21 protein-coding genes are annotated in these 21,785 nt (G+C 65.4%); 13 read left to right on the top strand and 8 right to left on the bottom strand.

What is annotated here, in order from left to right:
- Window positions 1-2 precede the first annotated feature (2 nt).
- Entirely contained in the window at window positions 3-719 is a 717-nt protein-coding gene (locus BZF59_RS07925; protein WP_086607707.1) for an SDR family NAD(P)-dependent oxidoreductase, read from the bottom strand.
- Between the two features lie 4 nt (window positions 720-723).
- Window positions 724-2,211: an amidophosphoribosyltransferase gene (gene purF, locus BZF59_RS07920; RefSeq protein ID WP_086607706.1), complete on the bottom strand. Its 1,488-nt coding sequence runs from the start codon at window positions 2,209-2,211 to the stop codon at window positions 724-726.
- Between the two features lie 218 nt (window positions 2,212-2,429).
- Between purF and BZF59_RS07915 the strand changes: the two genes are divergently transcribed.
- The 5 genes from BZF59_RS07915 to dnaE all read left to right on the top strand — a co-directional run bounded on the left by BZF59_RS07915 (window position 2,430) and on the right by dnaE (window position 8,744).
- Window positions 2,430-3,668 (top strand): lipoprotein-releasing ABC transporter permease subunit, encoded by a 1,239-nt coding sequence (locus BZF59_RS07915; protein WP_086607705.1) that lies wholly within the window; start codon window positions 2,430-2,432, stop codon window positions 3,666-3,668.
- A complete protein-coding gene (locus tag BZF59_RS07910) occupies window positions 3,661-4,341 on the top strand; it encodes an ABC transporter ATP-binding protein (protein WP_086607704.1) in 681 nt (226 codons plus the stop codon). The genes BZF59_RS07915 and BZF59_RS07910 overlap by 8 nt, the downstream gene beginning before the upstream one ends.
- Before the next feature lie 54 nt (window positions 4,342-4,395).
- Window positions 4,396-4,665 carry a hypothetical protein gene (locus BZF59_RS07905; protein WP_086607703.1) on the top strand — a complete coding sequence of 90 codons (270 nt, stop codon included), beginning with the start codon at window positions 4,396-4,398 and terminating at the stop codon, window positions 4,663-4,665.
- Window positions 4,666-4,689: 24 nt separating this feature from the next.
- Complete coding sequence (locus tag BZF59_RS07900) at window positions 4,690-5,169, top strand: glutathione peroxidase (RefSeq protein ID WP_086607702.1); 480 nt, start codon at window positions 4,690-4,692, stop codon at window positions 5,167-5,169.
- A 74-nt stretch (window positions 5,170-5,243) separates the two neighbouring features.
- Window positions 5,244-8,744, top strand: coding sequence for a DNA polymerase III subunit alpha (gene dnaE / locus BZF59_RS07895; RefSeq protein WP_086607701.1), 3,501 nt, complete (start codon window positions 5,244-5,246; stop codon window positions 8,742-8,744).
- Window positions 8,745-8,819: 75 nt separating this feature from the next.
- Here dnaE and BZF59_RS07890 read toward each other — a convergent pair whose 3' ends face one another.
- Entirely contained in the window at window positions 8,820-9,953 is a 1,134-nt protein-coding gene (locus BZF59_RS07890) for an OmpA family protein (protein WP_086607700.1), read from the bottom strand.
- A gap of 262 nt (window positions 9,954-10,215) precedes the next feature.
- On the opposite strand from BZF59_RS07890, the gene BZF59_RS07885 reads away from it, so the two are divergent.
- Genes BZF59_RS07885 through BZF59_RS07875 form a run of 3 tightly spaced genes read left to right on the top strand, consistent with a single transcriptional unit; the run spans window position 10,216 to window position 12,740 of the window.
- The gene (locus tag BZF59_RS07885) at window positions 10,216-11,799 is read left to right on the top strand and encodes a long-chain fatty acid--CoA ligase (protein WP_211277372.1); all 1,584 of its coding nucleotides are present in this window, start codon (window positions 10,216-10,218) and stop codon (window positions 11,797-11,799) included.
- Complete coding sequence (locus BZF59_RS07880) at window positions 11,792-12,304, top strand: GNAT family N-acetyltransferase (protein WP_245806066.1); 513 nt, start codon at window positions 11,792-11,794, stop codon at window positions 12,302-12,304. Before BZF59_RS07885 ends, BZF59_RS07880 begins: the two co-directional genes overlap by 8 nt.
- 1 nt (window position 12,305) lies before the next feature.
- Window positions 12,306-12,740, top strand: a complete 435-nt coding sequence (locus BZF59_RS07875; RefSeq protein WP_086607697.1) for a DUF1330 domain-containing protein — start codon at window positions 12,306-12,308, stop codon at window positions 12,738-12,740.
- A gap of 36 nt (window positions 12,741-12,776) precedes the next feature.
- Here BZF59_RS07875 and BZF59_RS07870 read toward each other — a convergent pair whose 3' ends face one another.
- The gene (locus tag BZF59_RS07870) at window positions 12,777-13,313 is read right to left on the bottom strand and encodes a YbjN domain-containing protein (RefSeq protein ID WP_158094289.1); all 537 of its coding nucleotides are present in this window, start codon (window positions 13,311-13,313) and stop codon (window positions 12,777-12,779) included.
- Window positions 13,314-13,357: 44 nt separating this feature from the next.
- A complete protein-coding gene (locus BZF59_RS07865; protein ID WP_086607695.1) occupies window positions 13,358-14,443 on the bottom strand; it encodes a PA0069 family radical SAM protein in 1,086 nt (361 codons plus the stop codon).
- Between the two features lie 146 nt (window positions 14,444-14,589).
- Here BZF59_RS07865 and BZF59_RS07860 point away from each other — a divergent pair, with 146 nt between their 5' ends.
- Window positions 14,590-15,132, top strand: a complete 543-nt coding sequence (locus BZF59_RS07860) for a YcxB family protein (protein WP_086607694.1) — start codon at window positions 14,590-14,592, stop codon at window positions 15,130-15,132.
- A 4-nt stretch (window positions 15,133-15,136) separates the two neighbouring features.
- Here the strand turns inward: BZF59_RS07860 and moaB are convergent, their stop codons facing one another.
- Genes moaB through BZF59_RS07845 form a run of 3 tightly spaced genes read right to left on the bottom strand, consistent with a single transcriptional unit; the run spans window position 15,137 to window position 18,238 of the window.
- Window positions 15,137-15,667, bottom strand: coding sequence for a molybdenum cofactor biosynthesis protein B (moaB, locus tag BZF59_RS07855; RefSeq protein WP_086607693.1), 531 nt, complete (start codon window positions 15,665-15,667; stop codon window positions 15,137-15,139).
- A gap of 16 nt (window positions 15,668-15,683) precedes the next feature.
- On the bottom strand, window positions 15,684-17,456 hold the full coding sequence (locus BZF59_RS07850; protein WP_245806065.1) for a lytic transglycosylase domain-containing protein: 1,773 nt from the start codon (window positions 17,454-17,456) through the stop codon (window positions 15,684-15,686).
- Window positions 17,438-18,238 (bottom strand): uracil-DNA glycosylase family protein, encoded by an 801-nt coding sequence (locus BZF59_RS07845; protein ID WP_086607692.1) that lies wholly within the window; start codon window positions 18,236-18,238, stop codon window positions 17,438-17,440. Before BZF59_RS07845 ends, BZF59_RS07850 begins: the two co-directional genes overlap by 19 nt.
- A gap of 115 nt (window positions 18,239-18,353) precedes the next feature.
- Between BZF59_RS07845 and BZF59_RS07840 the strand changes: the two genes are divergently transcribed.
- The 4 genes from BZF59_RS07840 (at window position 18,354) to BZF59_RS07825 (ending at window position 21,698) form a co-directional block, all read left to right on the top strand.
- Complete coding sequence (locus tag BZF59_RS07840) at window positions 18,354-20,003, top strand: electron transfer flavoprotein-ubiquinone oxidoreductase (RefSeq protein WP_086607691.1); 1,650 nt, start codon at window positions 18,354-18,356, stop codon at window positions 20,001-20,003.
- 13 nt (window positions 20,004-20,016) lie between these two features.
- The gene (locus BZF59_RS07835) at window positions 20,017-20,526 is read left to right on the top strand and encodes a hypothetical protein (protein ID WP_086607690.1); all 510 of its coding nucleotides are present in this window, start codon (window positions 20,017-20,019) and stop codon (window positions 20,524-20,526) included.
- Window positions 20,527-20,661: 135 nt separating this feature from the next.
- Window positions 20,662-20,901 carry a hypothetical protein gene (locus BZF59_RS07830; RefSeq protein WP_086607689.1) on the top strand — a complete coding sequence of 80 codons (240 nt, stop codon included), beginning with the start codon at window positions 20,662-20,664 and terminating at the stop codon, window positions 20,899-20,901.
- Complete coding sequence (locus BZF59_RS07825; protein ID WP_086607688.1) at window positions 20,901-21,698, top strand: 4-(cytidine 5'-diphospho)-2-C-methyl-D-erythritol kinase; 798 nt, start codon at window positions 20,901-20,903, stop codon at window positions 21,696-21,698. The genes BZF59_RS07830 and BZF59_RS07825 overlap by 1 nt, the downstream gene beginning before the upstream one ends.
- Window positions 21,699-21,785: the final 87 nt, after the last annotated feature.

The following is a 21,785-nucleotide window of genomic DNA, read 5'->3' as shown; positions in this document are numbered from 1 at the left end:
CGTCAGTCGATCCGTTCACGGTGGAGGGTTTCGAACCCTTCGGCCAGCAGCGCCACCAGCCGCTCGGCTACGACTTCGGGGGGCTTGACCGTTTCGGGGTTCTCGCCCGGATAGGCGCGGGCGCGCATTTCGGTGCGGGTCGCGCCGGGATCGACGATCGCCACGCGCAGGGGGCTGAGGCGCTCGACCTCGGCGGCATAGGTGGCGAGCAGGTTCTCGAAGGCGGCCTTGGTGGCGCTGTAGCCACCCCAATAGGGCCGGGGGTTGCTGCCGACGCTGCTGGTCAGGCCGATGATCCGCCCCGCCTCGGCACGGCGCAGCAGCGGATCGAACCCGGCGAGCAGCGCCTGGGTGGCGACCACGTTGGTCAGCAGCGCCTGATTGAACTGCTTGGGCTCCATCTGCGAAGCCGGGGTCAGCTCGGGCAGATAGGCCGCGGCCAGCACCATGATGTCGAGCGTCGGCCAGCGTCCGCCGATCGCGGCGGCGAGCCGGGTGACGGCATCGGGCTCGGTCAGGTCGACAGGGGCGATGGTCGACGTGCCGCCGAGGCCATGGATCGTGTCCTCCACCGCCTCCAGCGCCTTCACCTTGCGTGCGACGAGGATGACGTGCGCGCCCGCGCCCGCCAGTGCGATCGCGGTGGCAGCGCCGATCCCGCGGCTCGCGCCGGTGACAAGCGCGGTCTTGCCGGAAAGCGGCTTCGTCGTATCGGTCATGGGATCAGGCAGCTTTCGGATCGGCAAAGGGAAGTTCGGCGTTCTTGGCCTCGGCGATGGCAAGGTCGGTGAGGCTGGTGGGGTAGTCGCCGGTGAAGCAGGCGTCGCAGAACTGCGGGCAGGCCTTGTCGCGCTTTTCCTTGCCCACGGCGCGGTAGAGCCCGTCGATCGAGATGAAGGCGAGGCTGTCGGCCTTGATGAATTCGCGCATCGGCTCCAGCTCCATCCGCGCGGCGAGCAGCTTGGAGCGTTCGGGCGTGTCGACCCCGTAGAAGCAGGAATGCGCGGTGGGCGGGCTGGCGACGCGGAAATGGACTTCCTTGGCACCCGCCTCGCGCATCATCTCGACGATTTTAAGGCTGGTCGTGCCGCGCACGATCGAATCGTCGATCAGCACGATGCGCTTGCCTTCGACCAGCGCGCGGTTGGCGTTGTGCTTGCGCTTCACGCTCGAATGGCGCGCGCCGTCGGACGGCTGGATGAAGGTGCGCCCGACATAGTGCGAGCGGATGATGCCGAGTTCGAAGGGCAGGCCCGATTGCATCGCAAAGCCGATCGCCGCAGGCACGCCGCTGTCGGGCACCGGCACAACCAGATCGGCCTCGCACGGGGCTTCCTGCGCCAGCTCCATGCCGATCGCCTTGCGCGCTTCGTAGACCGAGCGCCCGGCGAAAACCGAGTCCGGACGGCTGAAATAAACATGCTCGAAGATGCAGGGCCGCGCCGCCGGGCTGCCGAAGGGGCGGACCGAACGGATCTCTCCGGCGAAGTCGACCAGCACCAGCTCTCCCGGTTCGACTTCGCGGATCACCTCGGCCCCGACCACGTCGAAGGCGACGGTTTCGGAGGCGAACAGGATCGAATCCCCCATCCGCCCCATCACCAGCGGCCGGATGCCGAGCGGGTCGCGGCACGCGATCATGCCCTCGGGCGTCATCACGATCAGCGCATAGGCGCCCTCGACCAGTCGCAACGCGTCCACCAGCCGGTCGGCAATAGTGGGATAGCGGCTGGTGGCGACGAGGTGGATGATCACCTCGGTGTCCGAGGTCGACTGGAAGATCGAACCCTTGTTCACCAGATCGGTGCGCAGGCTCATGGCGTTGGAGATATTGCCGTTATGCGCCACCGCAAAGCCGCCGCTGGCAAGCTCGGCATAAAGCGGCTGGACGTTGCGGAGCCCCGATCCGCCGGTGGTGGAATAGCGCACATGGCCTGCTGCCATATGGCCGGGCAGGGCGGCGATGGCTTCGGAAGAGGAGAAATTCTCGGCCACATGGCCAAGCCCGCGGCTGGCGTAGAATTCCTTGCCGTCATAGCTGACGATCCCGGCGGCTTCCTGCCCGCGGTGCTGCAGCGCATGGAGGCCGAGCGCGGTGGTCGCGGCGGCATCATTGGCGCGGATGGCACCGAAAATCCCGCACTCCTCGCGCAGCTTGTCGCCATCGGCATCGCAGAAGGGGTGAGTCACATTGAGGGGCGTCATCGGCATCACCAGAGCTATCCGCGGACCCGGCCGCCGCGGCGCACCGCTCCAATGGCGATGTGACGGATCAATTACAAGTCAAAGCACACCCCGCCGCCCTGCCTTTTTGCTGACTGGCGTGTGACAGCCTCCCCGGCGCGGCCACGGCGCAACACGCCATTGCCGCCAGCCGCCGAGGCCTCTACAGGCAGCGTTCAGCCAATAACGGGCACCTGACACCACCCATGCTCTCTCCCTTCGAATGGATGATCGCGAAGCGTTACCTCTGGCCCGGCCGGGGGGAGGCTTTCATTGCGCTTGTGGCCGGAATCTCGGTCGGCGTGGTCGCGCTGTCGGTTGCGCTGCTGGTCGTCGTGATGAGCGTCATGAACGGCTTTCGCGGCGAATTGCTCGACAAGATCACCGGGCTGAACGGCCATGCGGTGGTGCAGGGCTACGACGGCAAGATCAGCGACTGGCAGCGCCTGATGGCTGAGATCGAGGCGACGCCGGGCGTCACCTCCGCCTCGCCGATGATCGAGCGGCCCTTGCTCACCAGCTTCGGCGGGCGCGTCGAGGCGATCTTCCTGCGCGGGCAGACCGATGCGGACCTGACGGAACTTGGCGACAAGGTGCTGATGGGCGACATCCGCAGCGTGTCGGGCGGATCGGGCAAGGTCGCAATCGGCAGCCGGCTGGCGCAGAACCTCGGCATCCGGGTCGGCGACACGATCACCATCATCAATCCGCAGGGGCGCACCACGCCCTTCGGCACCTCGATCCGCCAGGTCGGCTATGAAGTCGGCGCGATCTTCGAGGTGGGCATCTATACCTTCGACGAGAAGTTCGTGATGCTCCCGCTGAAGGAGGCGCAGACTCTGCTGCTGATGGGCGATTCCGTTGCGCAGATCGAAGTGACCGTCACCGATCCCGACAAGGTCGGCGAAATCCTCTCCCCGCTCGCCGCCCGCCTCACCGGCAAGGCGATTATCGCCGACTGGAAGGCGATGAACTCGGCGCTGTTCGAGGCCCTGCAGGTCGAACGCGTGGCGATGTTCTTCGCGCTCAGCTTCATGGTGCTGGTTGCCTCGTTCAACATCCTCTCCAGCCTCGTCATGCTGGTGCGCGCCAAGACCCGCGACATCGCGATCATGCGCACGATGGGCGCGACGCGGCGCTCGATGCTGAAGATCTTCGTCACCACCGGCAGCACCGTCGGCGCGATCGGCACGGTGACGGGGCTGATGCTGGGCGCGGTGATCCTTTTCTTCCGGGAGCCGATCGTCAGCTTCATCGCCTTCGTCACCGGGCAGCAGATCTGGGACCCGGAAGTGCGCTTCCTGTCGACCCTGCCGTCGCGCACCGATCCATGGGAGGTGCTGGGAATCGTGCTGCTGGCGCTGGGCATGAGCTTCCTCGCCACGCTTTACCCCGCCTTCAAGGCGGCCAATACCGATCCGGTGCAGGTGCTGCGTTATGAGTGAGACCACACCCATCGTCAGCCTCAAGGGACTGCGCCGCACATTCGAACAGGGGGACACGCGCATCGAGGTGCTGCGCGGGGTCGATCTTGACATCCAGCCGGGTGAGATTGTCGCGCTGCTCGGCCCCTCGGGATCGGGCAAGTCGACCATGCTGCAAGCCGTCGGCCTGCTGGAAGGCGGGTTCGAGGGCTCGATCACGATCGGCGGGAGCCGCGCCGAGCAGCTTTCGGGCGACGGGCGCACCGCGCTGCGGCGCGAGCATCTGGGGTTCGTCTACCAGTTCCACCACCTGCTGCCCGATTTCGACGCGCGCGAGAATGTGGTGATGCCGCAGATGATCCTGGGCACTCCGCGCGCCGATGCGGTGGCGCGGGCCGACAGCCTGCTGACCAGCCTCGGCCTCGGCCACCGGCTCTCGCACCGGCCGAGCCAGCTTTCGGGCGGGGAGCAGCAGCGTGTCGCCGTGGCCCGCGCGCTCGCCAACCGGCCGACGCTGGTGCTGGCCGACGAGCCGACCGGCAATCTCGACGAGAAGACCGCCGACGCCGTGCTCGAACAATTCCTCGCGCTGGTGCGGGGTGAGGGCAGCGCAGCGCTGATCGCGACCCATAACGAGCGGCTCGCCGCGCGGATGGACCGCGTGGTGCGGCTGAAGGAAGGCGTTCTGGTCTAGGGCGACGGAACCTTAGCCCGGCTTTCCGGCTTGGTAGGGGAAAGGAGATTTCCCATGACCGACCATCCGAGCACCTTCAACGGCGACACCCTGCGCTCGGGCGAGCAGGCGTGGGACGACCGCGCGTCGATCGTCACCGCCGACGCGGGCGCTGCGACGCTGATGCGCGGCAGCTTTGCCGAAATGATCCGGCACATCGCGAGTATGCCCGAGGCCGAGCGCGGCAACTATGTCATCCGTAAGGCCGGTGACCGCGTTTACACCGCCGCTGAAGCGATGGCGCTTGCCAGCAGCCCCGGTTTCCCCGCACAAGGCGGAGATTGACACGATCAGCTGGGCAGAGACCGCATGACCACGATTGCCGATTTCACCGTCACCACCAACAAGGGACAGCCGCTTGACCTCAAGGACAAGCTCGGCACCGTGCTGCTGGTGGTCAACACCGCCAGCAAGTGCGGCTTCACCCCGCAGTATGACGGGCTGGAAAAGCTCTACCAATCCTACAAGGACAAGGGCTTTGAGGTGCTGGGCTTCCCCTGCAACCAGTTCGGCGCGCAGGAACCGGGCAATGCCGAGGAGATCGACCAGTTCTGCAAGGTCAATTTCGGCGTCACCTTCCCGCTGATGGCGAAGATCGACGTGAACGGCCCAGACGCCTCTCCGCTCTACGACTGGATGAAGTCTGAAAAGAAGGGCCTGATGGGCACCACGGCGGTTAAGTGGAACTTCACCAAGTTCCTGATCGACCGGCACGGCAGGGTGGTGAAGCGCTACGCCCCGACCGACAAGCCCGAGAGCATCGCGAAGGACATCGAGAAGCTGCTCTGACTTATCCCGCGCCTGTGGAGAATTAGCGCGCGGGGGCGCTTCCGGAATCGGCGCAAAATCCTACATTGGGCGCCATGGCTTTCGCTCCCTTCGTTCCGCTGCGCGTGCTGTCGTCCTATTCGATGCTCGAAGGGGCGATCGATCCGAAGGACATCGCCAAGCTGGCGAAGGAGCGCGGCTATCCCGCGATCGCGATCTGCGACCGCAACGGGCTTTACGGCATCATGGCCTTCGCCGGTGCCTGCAAGGGCGAGGGCGTGCAGCCGATCATCGGTGCGCTGCTCGGCGTGGCGCGGGACGAGACGCGCACGGTGGTCGATTACCTCGCGCTGTTTGCGCAGGATGACGCGGGTTACGACAACCTGTGCCACCTCGTCAGCCGCGCGCACCTCGACCGGCCGCTGGAGCGTGATCCACACGTCACGCTCGCCGATCTGGAAGGCCACACCGAGGGGCTGATCGCGCTGACCGGCGCGGGCGAGGGCGGGCTGACGCGGCTGCTGGCGGAAGGCCAGCACGACGCGGCGGAGCGGCTGGCCGACAGCCTCGCCGCACTTTTTCCCGGGCGGCTCTATGTCGAGCTTGCCCGCAACGGCGATCCCGTCTGCGAGCGTGCCGAGGACGCACTGATCGACCTCGCCTATGCCCGCGATTGGCCGCTGGTGGCGACCAACCCTGCCAACTTCGCAGAACCCCACATGCACAAGGCGCATGACGCCATGCTGTGCATCGCCAATTCGACCCAGATCGACGCGGATGATCGCCCGCGCTCCAACCCGCAGGCTTTCGTCAAGTCCGCGAGCATGATGGAGGAGGCCTTCGCCGACCTCCCCGAGGCGACCGCCAACACCCTCGTCATCGCGCAGCGCTGCGCCTTTGCGCCGCCCTATCGCAAGCCGATCCTGCCCAGCTTGGCAGGCGACCTTGCGGGCGAGGCGCGCATGCTGGCGGAGGATTCGCGCGCAGGGCTCGAGGCGCGGCTCGCGGCCTACCCCGATCTCAACGAGGACGAACGGAAGGTCTATTTCGACCGCCTCGAATTCGAGATCGACGTGATCGTGAAGATGGGTTTCCCCGGCTACTTCCTGATCGTGGCCGACTTTATCAAGTGGGCCAAGGACAATGGCATCCCGGTGGGGCCGGGGCGCGGTTCGGGCGCGGGCTCGGCGGTGGCCTGGGCGCTGACAATCACCGATCTCGACCCGATCAAGCTGGGGCTCCTGTTCGAACGCTTCCTCAATCCCGAACGCGTGTCGATGCCCGACTTCGATATCGACTTCTGCGAAACGCGCCGCGGCGAGGTGATCCGCTACGTGCAGCAGAAATACGGCAGCGACCACGTCGCGCAGATCATCACCTTCGGCAAGCTCAAGGCCCGCGCGGTGCTGCGCGATTGCGGGCGCATTCTGCAGATGAGCTACGGGCAGGTGGACCGGCTCTGCAAGATGGTGCCGAACCACCCGACCGATCCGTGGACGCTGCCGCGCTCATTGAACGGCGCGGCGGATTTCAAGCGCGAGTATGACGACAACAAGGAGGTGAAACGCCTCGTCGATCTTGCGATGCAATTGGAAGGCCTGCCGCGCAATTCATCGACCCACGCGGCAGGCGTGGTGATCGGCGACCGGCCGCTGGCGCAGCTGGTGCCGCTCTACCGCGATCCGCGTTCGGATATGCCGGTGACGCAGTTCGACATGAAATATGTCGAAAGCTCGGGGTTGGTGAAGTTCGATTTCCTCGGGCTGAAGACGCTCTCGGTGCTGCGCAAGGCGGTCGACCTGCTGGAGGCGCGCGGGATTACCATCGATTTGGGCGCGCTGCCGCTCGACGATCAGGCGGTCTACAGCCTGATGCAGGCCGGTAACACCGTGGGCGTGTTCCAGCTGGAATCCGAAGGAATGCGCCGCACGCTCAAGGCGGTGAAGCCGACCAATTTTGGCGACATTATCGCGCTCGTTTCGCTCTATCGCCCCGGCCCGATGGACAACATCCCGCTGTTCGGCCAGCGCAAGGCGGGGCTCGTGCCGATCGAATATCCGCACCCGAAGCTGGAAGGCATCCTCGCCGAAACCTACGGCATCTTCGTCTATCAGGAACAGGTGATGCAGGCCGCGCAGGTGCTGGCCGGTTACTCGCTCGGCGACGCGGACCTGCTGCGCCGCGCGATGGGCAAGAAGGTGCAGGCCGAGATGGACGCGCAGCGTGGGCGCTTCGTCGAAGGGTGCAAGGCCAATTCGGACATCGAAGCGAAGCGCGCCAACGAGCTGTTCGACTTGATCGACAAGTTTGCAGGCTACGGCTTCAACAAGTCGCACGCGGCGGCCTATGCGCTGCTCGCCTATCAGACCGGCTGGCTGAAGGCGCATTACCCGGAGGAATTCTACGCCGCCTCGATGTGCTTCGACATGCACCAGTCGGAGAAATTGAACGTCTTCGTCGACGACGCGCGCCGCTATCCCAACGGGCAGGGCGGGGTCGAGGTGCTGGCGCCTTGCATCAATGCCTCGGAAGCCGAGTTCACCGTCGAGCAGACCGACACGGGCTATGCGGTGCGCTATGCCCTCGCGGGCATCCGCAACGTCGGCGAAAAGGCGATGGAGGCGATCGTTGCCGAACGGCAAGCGAACGGGCCTTTCGCCAGCCTCAAGGACCTGTTCGAGCGGGTGCCGCAGGGCACGATGAACCGCCGCCAGCTCGAAGGACTGATCTGCGCAGGCGCCTTCGACGGCCTCGAGCCCGACCGCGCGCTGCTGTTTGCCAATGCCGATCTGCTGATGGCGGTCGCCGATGCCGCGATCCGGGAGCGTTCGAGCGGGCAGGCGGGGCTGTTCGGCGGCGATGCCGGGCCTGCCGAAGATCTGCGCCTGCAATCCTGCGAGCCATGGAGCCGCACCGACCGCATGGCGAAGGAGCGCGAGAATTTCGGCTTCTACTTCTCCGCTCACCCGGTGCAGCAATATCGCGAGGCCGCCTCGGCCAATGGCGCGCGCACCTATCAGAGCCTGATGGAGGCGGGCGCACCGGTGGGCGGGCGCGGCTCTGCGGTGATGGCGGTGCTGGTCGAAGGCATCACCAAGGCGCGCACCCGCAAGGGCGGCACCTTCGTGCGCGCGGATTTCTCCGATTCCTCGGGGCAGTTCTCCGCCGCCTGTTTTGAAGAAGCGCTGGTGCCCGATTTCGAACGCTGGGCGCAGGCGGGCGAGTGCCTGCTGCTGACGGTCGAGCTCGACAGCCCCAACCCTGACGAACCCCCGCGCCTCACCGTGCGCGGCGCGCGGCCACTGGCGGCAGTGGTCGGCGCGACAGCGATGGAGCTGACCGCCGATATCGCCCACCTCGAAGCCCTTCGCGAACTCCAGATCGAGCTTGAGGCCGCACGCGGCGAGCGGCCGACCGGATCGGGCGAGGTGGTGGTGCGCCTCACGCTCGCCGATGGGGGCGAGGTGGAGATGCGGCTCGGGCGCAATTTCGTGCTGACGGGAGAGCTCGCGGAGCGGCTCGCGGCGGTCGACGGCATTGGGCGCGTCTCGCTGGTGCCGCTCAGGAAGCGCAGCAATCTCAGGCTGGTCGCCTGACACCATTCACGCGGGGCACAAAAAAGGGGCCGGATTGCTCCGGCCCCTTTCTTCGTGTTCCTTGGAACCTGTGGCTTACATGCCCGAACCCGGGCCGTAGGTCACTTCCACGCGGCGGTTCTGGGCCTCGCGCACACCGTCGGCGGTCGGAACCTTCGGCATGGTTTCGCCGAAAGCTTCGCTGCTGATGCGCCCGGCGGGGACACCGCGGCTCGCGAGGTAGGAGCTGACCGAGGCGTTGCGACGCTCGGCCAGGCCCACGTTGTAGGCGGCGTTACCGGCTGTGTCGGTGTGACCCGCCAGCATCACGCGCGCCGTGCCGCAATTGGCATAGGCGGTCGCGGCGCTGTTGAGAATGTTCGCGGCCGCCGGGGTGATGTCCGACTGGTCAAAGTCGAAGAACACGATGAACGGACCCGAGTTGCAAACCGGGGCCGGCGGCGGCGGGGGTGCGGCAACCACCGGCGGCGGCGGCGGGGTGTAGGCCGGAGCCGGTGCGGGGGCCGGAGCGGGCGCAGGCTCCTGACGGCCACCGAAGTTGTAGGTCAGGCTGGCGAGCACCGAGTGCGAATCGAAGTCGGTTTCAAACCGGGCGCCGTTCGCCGCCTGGAAGCCGAAATTGTTGGCGACGAAATAGCGATACTTCACGCCGAGATCGACATTGTCGCTCAGCGCGACGCGGGCACCGGCCAGCAGCTGCCAGGCGAAATCGGTCGAGCTGTCGTCGACCACCGTGCCGACACCGGCGACCTGCACCGGGAGATCGATGTTGGCGATACCGACGCCGCCGCCGCCGAAGACCTGGAAGCCGTCGTCGTTGCCGAATTCGACCAGCGCATTGATCATGCCGCTGTAAATCTTGAGATCGCGCTGGTTCTGGACGACCGTGCCCGAAGGGACGGTGAGCCCGTCGGGAAGGATGGCGGAGTTCAGCACGGTCAGGCCGTCGTAGCCCGCCTGCTTGTAACCGCCTTCCGCTTCGAGACGAAAAGCGCCGAAGTCGTAACCGAACACGATGTCCGCATCGACGCCGGTCTTGGTGTCGGCAAAGGCCAGGTTGATGGCCGGGTCCGTGACGGTATCGACATCGACCTGATCTTCAAGGATCACGCCGCCGTTGATGCCGATATAGGGCTGGCCTTCACGCGCAAAGGCCGGTGCGGCGATGGTCATGGCCGCGGTGGCTAGAAGGAGAGATGTCGACTTCATGTTGTGTGTTCCTGCAAAAGGTTGCCGTTCCGGTAGCCGGACGCGCAATTCGCCAATCATTGGCGCCTGTGGTTGATGTGCAGGGAACAAGGCGATCCCGATGACAATGTTTCATGCCTGCGACAGATTGTGTTGCAGAGGCGACGAGATGATTGCGATTGGCTGCTTTCACGGGCACTGTTAGGCCCTAGAACACGAAGAGCGCGCCGCGACGCTCGCTGATGGGAGACAAGAGACAATGGCCGGATCAAGGCTTGGAGCTATGCAGGACTGGACGATGCGGGTCACCGCGGTGATCGATCACGCGGCGCGCGAGGCGGGCGGGCGCGAGATCGTCAGCCGCTGGGCCGATGGCAGCGAGACCCGCACCGACTGGGCCGGCATCCGCCGCGATGCGCTGAAGATGGCGCAGGCGCTCCAGCGGCTTGGCCTGAAGCCCGGCGACAAGGTGGCGAGCCTCGCCATGAACCACTCACGCCACCTCGTCAGCTGGTATGGCGTGGCGGGGATGGGCGGGGTGCTCCACACGGTGAACCCGCGCCTGTTTGACGATCAGCTCGAATATATCGTCACCCACGCCGAAGACCGGGTGCTGTGCTATGACGCGGCGTTCCAGCCGATCGTCGACCGGATGAAGAGCCGCTGGCCCACGGTCGAACACTATATCTGCTATGATTCGGGCGACTACGCTCCGGCCTTCGAGGACTGGATCGGCGCGGAAGATGGCGATTTCGAATGGGTCACCGGGCCGGAAACCGACCCCTGCATGATCTGCTACACCAGCGGCACCACCGGCAATCCCAAGGGCGTGCAATACGAACACCGCTCGACCATCCTGCACGCGATGGCGGGGCTGCAATCGGCGGCGTTCAACTTCTCGAGCGCCTCGGTGATGCTGCCCGTTGTGCCGATGTTCCACGCGGCGAGCTGGGGCCTGCCCTATGCGGGCGCGATGGCGGGGATCAAATTCGTGTTCTCGGCTGTCAACGACCCGGCGGTGCTGCATGATCTGATGCTGCGCGAGGGCGTGACCGATTCGGCGGGCGTGCCGACGGTGTGGCTGGCGCATTTCCAGTATTGCGACCGCGAGGGCCTCGACCTGCCACCGCTGAAAGCGGCCACGATCGGCGGCTCGGCGGCGCCGAAATTCATGATCGAGCGGCTGATGAAGAACGGCACCCGCGTCCAGCACGCTTGGGGGATGACCGAGACCTCCCCCATCGGCACGGTCGGCGGGCCGACCTGGGATTGGGATACCCTCACGCTCGAACAGAAGATCGAGAAGACCGCGATGCAGGGCCGCCCGATCTTCGGCGTGCAGCTGCGCACGGTCGATCTCGACGACATGGCGACCGAACTGCCGCGCGACGGGAAGACCAGCGGCGCGCTCCAGATCCGGGGGCCGTGGATCATCAAGCGCTACTTCAAGGCGGAAACTGACGCGGTCGGCAATGATGGCTGGTTCGACACCGGCGATGTCGGCATCCTCCACCCTGACGGCACGCTGCAACTGACCGATCGCACCAAGGACGTGATCAAGTCGGGCGGCGAGTGGATCAGCTCGGTCGAGCTGGAAAACGCCGCCTGTGGGCATCCGGGCGTGGCCGAGGCGGCCTGCATCGGCATCACCCACCCCAAGTGGGACGAGCGCCCGGTGCTGTTCGTAGTGAAGAAGGCGGGGGTCGAGGTCAGCGCCGACGACGTAATCGAACACCTGAAGCCGCAGATCGCCAAGTGGTGGCTGCCCGATGCGGTCGAATTCGTCGACGACATCCCGCACACCGCCACCGGCAAGATCAGCAAGAAAGACCTGCGCGATCGCTTTGCGGACTACACGCTTGGCTGACGTTGCGATCCGGCCTGCGCGTGCCGATGACGCGCAGGCCGTTTGCGCAATCTACGATTACCATGTCGCGCACGGCACCGCGTCCTTCGACAGCGCGGGGCCGAGCGTGGGCGAATGGGCGGTGAAGATCGCCGAGGTGGCGGCGCAGGGCTGGCCCTTCCTGGTCGCGGAACAGGGCGAGGTGGTGCTCGGCTATGCCTACGCCACCCAGTTCCGTCCGCGCGCTGCCTATGCCCGCACCTGCGAGAACTCCATCTACATCGCCGATACTGCGCGGGGGCAGGGTATCGGCGCCCGGCTTCTCGGTGACCTGATCGCGGCGGCGCGCGAATGCGGGTTCGAGCAGATGATCGCGGTGATTGGCGGGGGCGAGCCGGCCTCGGTCGCGCTGCACCGCAAGCTGGGCTTCGTCCATGCGGGGCGGATGCGCAATGTCGGCTTCAAGTTCGGGCGCAAGCTCGATACGGTCTACATGCAATGCGACCTGACGGGAGAGGGATGGTAAAATGGCTGAGTTCTACATCGATCCATCGCCGGAGAATTTTGCCGCCTTCAAGGACCTGCCGCGCGACAGGCCGATCCACATGCTCAACCTTCTGCGCTACCGCGATCTGGCCGAATATCCCGGGGGGCACGAACACGCGGGCAAGGGCTGGAGCGGCCGGCGCGCCTATGAGGAATATGGCAAGACCAGCGGCCCGATCTTCCAGCGCGTCGGCGGCAGCATTGTGTGGCGCGGGCGGTTCGAGACGATGGTGACCGGGCCGGGCGACAAGGACTGGCACGACGGCTTCATCGCGCAATACCCCGATGCGGGCGCGTTCTTCGCGATGATCAAGGACGCGGAGTATCAGCAGGCGGTGGTGAACCGCACCGCCGCACTGATCGACAGCCGGTTGATGCGGTTTGCGCCGGGCGAGGCGGGCGGGGGGTTTGGCTGATAGCGGGGCGCGGGTTGCCGCACCCCGCTCAGCCCATCACGAATCGGTGGCGGCTTCAGCTTCACCTTCGGTCGCAGCCTCGGGGTAGAGGTAGCCGAAGAAGTTGTTCAGCGAGCTCGTCCACAGGCTGATCTGCGTCTCGTAATTCTCGCGCGTGATCCCGCCGTCCGAAATGATGTAGAACCGCACCGAGATCGTGTCTTCATCGTCGAGATAGGCGCGGCCGAAATTCTCGTTGTAATTATAGGTGTTGATCGCCTTGAGAATGGTCTCGCGGGTGGCGCCTTCGGGATTTTCGAAGGTGGCGAGGATCGAGGTGCCGTAGCAGTTCTTCTCCGTCTCCTCGTCCTCGCAGGCGAGCAACAGGGCGTCGGCGAGGATCGAGTCTTCGAAGGTGATGTCGATATTGCGGTATTCTTCCTGCTTCTCGAAGGTCGCGTTGAGATTGGTCAGCGCGCGTTCGAGATCGGCGCGGGTGAAGACTTGAATCGTCTCGCTGCCCTGTGCCTGCGCCGCGCTTGCCAGCCCGCCCGTGGCGAGCGCCGCCGCGGCCAGAATTCCCATCCTACGCATGATAATTTCCCCCTGAGTGAAGACGTGTCCGTCAGCGGACATAATCAAAGAAGGCGCATCTGCCTATCGCTTTCCGGCGGGCGGAATTGCGAGGTGTCGAGCACGATGCGCGCCTTTTCGATCCCCGCCTTCCGGCACGCGACGCGAAAGCGCGCGCGGATCAGATCGGCCCATACGCCTTGCGGGTTCATGCGGCTGTGGAAGTTCGGATCATTGTCGCGCCCACCCCGCATCTTCCTGACAATGCTCATCACCTTGCCCGCGCGATCGGGGTAGTGGACAGCGAGCCATTCGCGGAACAGTGGGGCGACTTCGTGGGGGAGGCGGAGCGGAATCCAGCCGACGCTCTTGACCCCCAGCTCCGCCACGCGGGCGACGATGCCTTCGAGGAATTCGTCGGTGATCGCGGGGATGACGGGCGAGAGCGAGCAATGCACCGGCACTCCGAGCTCAACCAACCGCCCCAAAGCCGCAAGCCGCTTGGCCGGGGCAGCGCAGCGCGGTTCGAGCCTGGCGGAAAGCACCGGGTCGAGGCTAGTCACCGAAATCGACACCGCCACCAGATCGGCGCGCGCCAGTTCCGCCAAGAGGTCGGCATCGTCGATCACCCGGTCTGACTTGGTGGTGATGGTGACAGGGTGGCGCGTCTCAAGGCAGACTTCGAGAATCTGGCGGGTGATGCGGTAGCTGCGCTCGATCGGCTGATAGGGATCGGTATTGGTGCCGAGCGCGATGGGCCGGGGCGTATAGCCCTTCTTCGCAAGGGTCTTGCGCAGCAGCGCCGCCGCCTCGGGCTTGGCGAAGAGCTTGGTCTCGAAATCGAGGCCGGGTGAGAGGTCGTGATAGGCGTGGGTGGGCCGCGCGAAGCAATAGACGCAACCATGCTCGCAGCCGCGATAGGCGTTGATCGAGCGGTCGAAGGGCACATCGGGCGACTGGTTGAAGGTGAGGATCGACTTGGGCCGCTCCTCTGTGACGTTGGTGCGCAGCTTGACCGGCGGGCCATCAAGCGTTTCGACATGGTCGCGCCAGTCGCCATCCACCTCGCGCTCCGCCAGCCCGAAGCGGGCGGAGACCGCCCCGGATTGTGCGCCACGTCCTTTTACGCCCGAATGTTTCACGTGGAACATTTACGGAACAAAGGCGGGGTTGCCAAGCAGAAATTGGGAGGTGAGTGGGGTATGATAGGGGTCTTGGAGAGGCAAAAGGGCAATCGGGCCTTACCTTGAGGCCTACGCAACGCATGGAAAAATTACCCTTTTAACATGGGTTTAAAGTGTTCTGTGCCATCGTCTTAGATATGGAAAGGCAGATTAGCTATAACTGGCTCCCAGAAGAGGGATTGGCCTTGGCAAGGAGCACCTTTGCCGAGGATGCGTTCGATCTCCGCAATCTGCTTTTGGTAGGGTTACCCTTATATGCCTTCTTTGTCTGGCAGTTTCACGTGTTCGACCCGCGCTTTTATACCTACCCGATGTTCTACGTGGTTTCGCTAAGCCCAATGCTTTTTTACGTCAGGGACTACTGGTGTTATACGAAGAAGGCGCGTGCGCTGGTGGACGAAGGGAGCGAGGTCGGATCGTCAGCTCTGCTGTCGTGGGACTTGCGGGGACTGGAGCTAAAAGGACAAGGCGGCAGCATCAGGCTGGAATGGTCAACGTTTCATCGAGTGATCGAGACCAGCACATTCATCAAGCTCTACGGCCAAGACAAGAAGCGACCGCTATATCTCTTGAAACGCCCGTTTTCCGAAGCGCAGCTAGAAGATTTTCGCATATGCGCCGCTGTGATCGACCCGGAAGGAGCGGTATTCCTCTGAACGCTCAAACCTCTTTCAATCGCGGCATCAGTTCGACGAAGTTGCAGGGCCGGTTGCGGCTGTCGAGTTGCTCGGCGAGGATGCCGTCCCACCCGTCCTTCACCGCGCCGTTCGATCCGGGCAGTGCAAAGATATAGGTGCCGCGCGCCACGACGGCGCAGGCGCGCGACTGGATGGTGCTGGTGCCGATGGTCTTGAGGCTGAGCCAGCGGAACAGCTCGCCGAAGCCGGGGATGTCGCGCGCGTCTGCGATCATGGCGAGCGCCTCGGGCGTCACATCGCGTCCGGTGAGGCCGGTGCCGCCGGTGCTGACCACGGCATCGATTGCCGGATCCTCGATCCACGCCTCGAACTGCGCGGCGAGCAGCGCCGCGTCGTCCCTGACGATCATCCGTGCCGCCAGATGGTGACCCGCGCCCGTCACACGCCCTGCGAGGATATCACCCGAGGTATCGGTCTCCGGCGTGCGTGTGTCCGAAACGGTCAGGACGGCGATGTTGATCGGCTTGAAGGTCCGGCTTTCGTCAATCGCCACGCTGCGTCTCTCCCGCTTACGGCTCCAGTCTGGCCGAGCGGGTGGTAGCAGCGCGCGGGAATTCCGGCCAGCGCCCTTGCGCCAGCGCGCGGCGGCTGGGCGAGGGCACCCCGGCGGCGCGCTCGTACATCCAGTAATTGCGCATCACGATCGCGACATAGCCGCGCGTTTCCCAATAGGGGATCGACTCCATCCACAGCAGTGGATCGTTCTGGTCGTTGATCTCGTAGTTCCAGCGCCCGACGGGGGTGAGGCCCGCGTTGTAGGCGGCCATGATCTTGGGCAGCATGCCGCCGGTCGCGGGGCTGTCGCGCAGCATCTCGAGATGGCGCTGGCCATAGGCGAGGTTGACCTGCGGGTCGTTCAGATCCTCGTACGAAGCGCCGAGGCTGAGGCGACCCGAGTGGTCACGCGCGGTGCCCGGCATGATCTGCATGAGGCCGCGCGCATTGGCCGGGCTGACGGCGCTGGCGCGGAAATTGGACTCCTGCAAGGCATGAGCAAAGGCTAGCGCCGGATCGACCTGCCAGCCGCCCACCGGCTGCCAATGCGCGACCGGAAAGCGCAAGCTGGGATCGCTGCTGGTGCCGTAAGGAGCGTTGTGCGCCATGAACAGCTGGGTCGATGGCATGCCAAGCTCGCGTGCCAGCCGGGCGAGCGCGGCATATTGATAGGCGGGGCCAATCCGCGCTTCGTGACGCAGCACTTCATCGGCCAAGCCGGGCCGCCCGATCTCGGTCAGCGCCACGGCGACGCGGACATTGGGGCGCTGGGCAAGCTCGGCCCAGTCATCCTTGCTGAAGGGCTGCGGCGCGGCATGGGCGGGCAGCTCCACCCCGAGCTGATCGGCGGCGAGCATCCCGTAGAGCGTCTCGTCGTATTGCGCGGCGGCGCTGAGGTGTTGCTGTGCCTGACCGGGCTCGCGGCATCGCACCAGCGCGCGATGCGCCCAGTAATGGCCCGCGGCGGCCAGTTCGACATTCTCGGCGCTGCCGGCCGCCCTGACGAAGGCGTCGGCGGCAAGCGAGCAATGGCCCAGCCGCCAGGCCGAAAGCCCTTCGACCCACGCGCCCTCGGCCACCCACGGCCCGCTGCCCTCGGCAGTGGTGCGCGCGAGTTCGAGCGCGGCGGTGTCATTGTTCTCGATATAGTGGCTCCACGACACCCGTTGGCGCCACTCGGCGCGGGCATCGCTGGAGAGCAGAGGATCGACCTCGGCCAGCAGGCGCTGGGCTTCGGCGGGATTGTCGCCTTTAATCGCGGCGAGGATCGCGCTGGCGGTTTCGCCAGGCATGGTCCCGTCGGTGACGCTGCGCGGCAGGATGCGCTTGGGGGCATAGGGCTGGCGCGCCATGCCTTGTGCGGCAGGCAGGGCGGGCAGGGCGGTCACGCCGCGTTTGGCCCCCATCTTCGCCAGCTGTTCGGCTTGCGGCAGATCGGTTCCGGCGGCAAACCAAGCGGTGATCTGCTCGGGCGAAACCTTGGGGCTCTTGGCGTGGGTATAATACTCAGCCAGCGCAGCCTGCGTCAGCACGCCGTCGCGGCGCTGGGCGATGAGGCTTTCGACCACGTCCCACTGCTCGGCATCGATCGCGGCGAAGAGCTGGCGATAGGTGGCACGCTCATCGGGGGTGAGCACTGGGCCCACCGCGCCATCGGCCGGAGTCGCGCCGTTCCAGCGCGCGACCAGATCGCCCGATTGCGCGGCGGCAGGCGCATGGAGGCCGACCGCCGCCAGCACCATTGCCGCCAGCGCCACGCCGGGGCGCTTCAGTGTGTGGCCGACCATTCCATCCATCTCCGCCAGAACCGGGCCTTGAGCCGGGGCATGTCCATCAGGGAATCGAGCGTTTCGCTCGACAGCACCGGGACCTTGCCCCCGGTATAGTTGATTTCACGTAAAGGCTGTTCGCTGTGCCCGGACAGCATCGGCGCAAGGCCGGTGCCAAAGGCGATCAGCCGGGCCGGCTTCACCAAAGCAATGTGGTGCGCGGTGACCGCATCCATCCCGCTCGCGGCGATCGTCGCCAGATCGGCCATCGGCGTGTGGCTGGGGAGGGCAGCGGCGATATAGACCGCGTCCTCCGCCAGCCCCATCGCGGCGAGGATATTGGCGAGCAGCCGCCCCTGCGGCCCGCTCAGCAGGATGTCGCGGTCGGCCTCCTCGGGCTGAGGCACTAGCACCATCAACGCCGGTTCGGGGCCGCCGCGCGGCGCGATCCGGGGGAAGGCACGCGCGGTTTCGAGTGCGGGGGCGGTGAGCCACCAATCGTGGAAGGCGGCGAGGCTTTGCGGCGGCGAATCGCCCAGCAGATCGCGGCGCGGTGTGGCAGGGCTGGCGGCAGCGGCAGGCGCGGTGGCCGCGGCGGATGCAGCGATAGCGCCGGGCGGCGCGGTGCGCGCTCCGTCTGCGGAAGGCCGTCCTGCACTCGCTGCATCGCGCTCTAGCGGGGCGGCATCGGCCAACCACGCCGTAGCGTCATCGACAAAGTCGCAGTCCACCCCCGCGTCCCGCCACCAGGCGAGCGCCGCTTCGAATTCACGTGCCAGGGAGAGCTCGGGACGGGTCATGCTAACAATGCGGGGTCTTGACGGGGGGAACCCCAGTTAGCAAGTGCAAGCCATAGCCAATTCGCCGGAATGTGCGGCGAGCGCGCCCAAACCTTGCAAGGATCAGGAAAGCCCGATGGTCGAACGTGAATCAATGCCCTGCGATGTCGTGATCGTCGGTGGCGGGGTGGCGGGTCTGGCCGCTGCCATCAAGCTCAAGCAGATCAACGCCGAGCTTGAAGTGATCGTGCTCGAAAAAGGTTCGGAAATCGGCGCGCACATCCTCTCGGGCGCGGTGGTCGATCCGAAGTCGCTCGACGAACTCTTCCCCGAATGGCGCGACATGGGCTGCCCGATGGCGCAGACCCCGGTCACCGACAACTGGCACTGGGTGCTGTCGAAGACCGGCAAGACCTCGATGCCGCACGCGATCATGCCGCCGCTGATGAGCAACAAGGGCTGCTACACCGGCAGCCTCGGCAATCTTGCGCGCTGGCTGGCCGAACAGGCCGAGGGGCTGGGGGTGATGGTGTTCCCCGGCTTCCCCGCCGCTGAAGTGATGTTCGATGAAAGCGGCGCGGTCGCCGGTGTCATCACGCAGGACATGGGCATCGCCGCCGATGGCAGCCACAAGGGCGACTATCAGCCCGGCATGGAGATCCACGCCAAATACACCCTCTTCGCCGAGGGCGCGCGCGGCAACCTTACCAAGCAGCTGAAAAAGCGCTTCGACCTCGAAGCGAACTGCCAGCCGCAGGTCTACGGCCTCGGCATCAAGGAATTGTGGGACATCGACCCCAAGAAGCACAAGCCGGGCCGCGTGATCCATACGCAGGGCTGGCCGCTGACCGAAAGCGAAAGCTGGGGCGGGGGCTTCCTCTACCATCAGGCGAACGGTCAGGTGGCATTGGGCTTCGTCACCGCGCTCGATTACAAGAACCCCTGGGTCTCGCCCTATCAGGAATTCCAGCGCTGGAAGAACCACCCGGCGATCCGCGAATATCTCGAAGGCGGCAAGCGTGTGTCCTACGGCGCGCGCGCGATCAACGAAGGCGGCTGGCAGTCCGTGCCCAAGCTCGCCTTCCCCGGCGGCGCGCTGATTGGCTGCGCGGCGGGCTTCGTCAACGTGCCGCGCATCAAGGGCAGCCACACCGCGATGAAGAGCGGGATGCTGGCGGCCGAGAGCATCGCGGCGGCGATCGCGGCGGGTAACGAGAAGACCGAGCTGATGGAATATGACGCGGCCGTCCGCTCCAGCTGGATCGCCGACGAGCTCAAGGTCGTCCAGAATGCCGAGCCTGCGGTTGCCAAATTCGGCGGGGATATCGGCACGGTGCTGGCGGGCATCGACATGTGGATGCGCACCCTCAAGATCGGCCTGCCGATCAGCATGAAGCACCACCGCGACTATGAGCAAACGGGCCGCGCCGATCTCTATCCGAAGATCGACTATCCCAAGCCCGACGGCGTTATCACCTTCGACCGCCTCACCAACGTCGCATACAGCTACACCAACCACGCCGAAGACCAGCCCTGCCACCTGCAGGTGAAGGACCTCGAATTGCAGAAGGAAAGCGAGCTGGCGGTCTACGGCGGCCCCTCGGCGCGCTACTGCCCGGCGGGGGTATACGAATGGCTGGTCGACGAGAAATCCGGCGAGCCCAAGTTTCAGATCAACTCGCAGAACTGCGTCCACTGCAAGACCTGCGACATCAAGGACCCCAACCAGAACATCAACTGGGTGACGCCGGAAGGCGGCGGCGGGCCGAACTATCCGAATATGTGAGGGAGGGCTGAGCATGAGGGCGAGGATCGGGCAGGCAGTCGTATCGGGCGCGGCCATAGTCCTCGCCGCTTTGGTTGCGGCTCCCGTCGCCGCACAGGGAAGCCCCGAGCAACTCACGATCAGCAACCATATCGAGTCCGTCATCGTCTTGCCCGAGGGCGCGAAACCGCTTTCGGAATACTCACGCAATTACGTGAAACTGTCTGATGGCGCTGTGATGGCAGTCTACTGGCGTCCGCGTCCGCCCTATGAAAAGGGCATGAAGTGCGGGCGGTTCATTCAGGAAAATGGAGCTGACCGTCCGAACATTCAATGGGAAACATGCTCGGACGCCCATATCGAGGCAGAGAATCGCAGGATAGCTGAGATCATGTCGCAATTCGCGCCGGTGGGATCCTCGCGTTGGCATGCGCAAACTGAAGATCTACCGATGCAATTTGGCGGCCACTGCAACTATATCACGATCATTTACAAACCGACGCTCGGGGAATTCGAGAGCATCGAGTGCAATTTCTACCGCTAGGGCCACGCCATTTTCACCGAAACCGCCTACGCCAAGATCAACCTCGCGCTCCTTGTCGCGGCGTCGCTCGTTGGTTGCGCGCCGGTCGATGCGGAGAAAGCTGTCACCTCCGACGATCAGGCGTGCGTGCGCGTCATGTCCGTGCTCGCTGCCAACAAGACCTACCGCGCAGAGCAGATGGCAAGCTGCGACGGCGGCAAAGATGACAATAACCCCGGCTACTATCTGCTGCGCGTCAACGCCTATTGCCGCGATCCGGAAGGCTGCGGGAGCGTGCTGCTTGGCTGGTATGCGGTCGAGGCGGCGACCGGCGCGGTTTATGATTGGGATGTGGCCGAGTGGACAGTCGGCCAACGGATCGACCGGAACACGTGATGCGCGAAACCGCCTACGCCAAGATCAACCTCGCGCTGCATGTCCGCAGGCGGCGGGAGGACGGGTATCATGAGCTTGAGACCCTGTTCGCCTTCGTCGATGCGGGCGATGTGCTCAGCGCGGCGCCTGCCGCGCAGGATAGCGTCACCACGCTCGGCGAGTTTGCGGGGGTGCTGGACAATCCCTTCGACAACCTCGTCGCCCGCGCCCTGAACGCCCTACCGCGCCCGCAAGGCCTCGCGGTGACGCTGGAGAAGAACCTCCCCGTCGCGGCTGGCCTTGGCGGCGGGTCGGCGGATGCGGGGGCGGTGTTTCGGATCGTCGAGGCGCTCCACGGGCTGCCTGACGACTGGCAGGCGCGCGCGGCGAAGCTCGGCGCGGATGTGCCCGCCTGCGTCCTCAGCCGCACCCATATCGGCCTCGGCACCGGCACCGAGCAGCTTGCGGTCGAGGACAACCTCGCCGGAACCCCCGTCCTGCTGGTCAACCCGCGCGTGCCGCTTTCGACCGGCCCGGTGTTCAAGGCGTGGGACGGCGCGGATCGCGGCGTCCTGCCGCAAGGCCCCGCGTCGAAGATCGCGAGGGAAGGGCGCAACGACCTCGAAGCCCCGGCCATTTCGCTGTGCCCGGTGATCGCCGAGGTGCTGGCGGCGCTGGCCGCCACAAACCCGTGGCTCGCCCGCATGTCCGGCTCGGGCGCCACCTGCTTTGCGCTCTATGACACCCCCGAGGCCCGCGATGCGGCGGCGGCGGCGATGCCGAAGGGCTGGTGGACCATGGCGGGGCGGCTGCGGTGAGAATGCTTAATTCTGAACCCGTTCGTGCTGAGCTTGTCGAAGCACCGCACTGTTTCTTTTCTGCGGCCGAAGTGAAGAACGGCCGTT

The sequence above is a fragment of the Erythrobacter donghaensis genome (assembly GCF_002155425.1).
Lineage (GTDB): Bacteria > Pseudomonadota > Alphaproteobacteria > Sphingomonadales > Sphingomonadaceae > Erythrobacter > Erythrobacter donghaensis.
This window is presented reverse-complemented; position numbering and strand designations above follow the sequence as displayed.

Coding starts and splice junctions, on each gene's coding strand:
- BZF59_RS07925 (WP_086607707.1), bottom strand. CDS start 719: ATGACCGATACGACGAAGCCGCTTTCCGGCAAGACCGCGCTTGTCACC.
- purF (WP_086607706.1), bottom strand. CDS start 2,211: ATGCCGATGACGCCCCTCAATGTGACTCACCCCTTCTGCGATGCCGAT.
- BZF59_RS07915 (WP_086607705.1), top strand. CDS start 2,430: ATGCTCTCTCCCTTCGAATGGATGATCGCGAAGCGTTACCTCTGGCCC.
- BZF59_RS07910 (WP_086607704.1), top strand. CDS start 3,661: ATGAGTGAGACCACACCCATCGTCAGCCTCAAGGGACTGCGCCGCACA.
- BZF59_RS07905 (WP_086607703.1), top strand. CDS start 4,396: ATGACCGACCATCCGAGCACCTTCAACGGCGACACCCTGCGCTCGGGC.
- BZF59_RS07900 (WP_086607702.1), top strand. CDS start 4,690: ATGACCACGATTGCCGATTTCACCGTCACCACCAACAAGGGACAGCCG.
- dnaE (WP_086607701.1), top strand. CDS start 5,244: ATGGCTTTCGCTCCCTTCGTTCCGCTGCGCGTGCTGTCGTCCTATTCG.
- BZF59_RS07890 (WP_086607700.1), bottom strand. CDS start 9,953: ATGAAGTCGACATCTCTCCTTCTAGCCACCGCGGCCATGACCATCGCC.
- BZF59_RS07885 (WP_211277372.1), top strand. CDS start 10,216: ATGCAGGACTGGACGATGCGGGTCACCGCGGTGATCGATCACGCGGCG.
- BZF59_RS07875 (WP_086607697.1), top strand. CDS start 12,306: ATGGCTGAGTTCTACATCGATCCATCGCCGGAGAATTTTGCCGCCTTC.
- BZF59_RS07870 (WP_158094289.1), bottom strand. CDS start 13,313: ATGCGTAGGATGGGAATTCTGGCCGCGGCGGCGCTCGCCACGGGCGGG.
- BZF59_RS07865 (WP_086607695.1), bottom strand. CDS start 14,443: ATGTTCCACGTGAAACATTCGGGCGTAAAAGGACGTGGCGCACAATCC.
- BZF59_RS07850 (WP_245806065.1), bottom strand. CDS start 17,456: ATGGTCGGCCACACACTGAAGCGCCCCGGCGTGGCGCTGGCGGCAATG.
- BZF59_RS07845 (WP_086607692.1), bottom strand. CDS start 18,238: ATGACCCGTCCCGAGCTCTCCCTGGCACGTGAATTCGAAGCGGCGCTC.
- BZF59_RS07840 (WP_086607691.1), top strand. CDS start 18,354: ATGGTCGAACGTGAATCAATGCCCTGCGATGTCGTGATCGTCGGTGGC.
- BZF59_RS07835 (WP_086607690.1), top strand. CDS start 20,017: ATGAGGGCGAGGATCGGGCAGGCAGTCGTATCGGGCGCGGCCATAGTC.
- BZF59_RS07830 (WP_086607689.1), top strand. CDS start 20,662: ATGTCCGTGCTCGCTGCCAACAAGACCTACCGCGCAGAGCAGATGGCA.
- BZF59_RS07825 (WP_086607688.1), top strand. CDS start 20,901: ATGCGCGAAACCGCCTACGCCAAGATCAACCTCGCGCTGCATGTCCGC.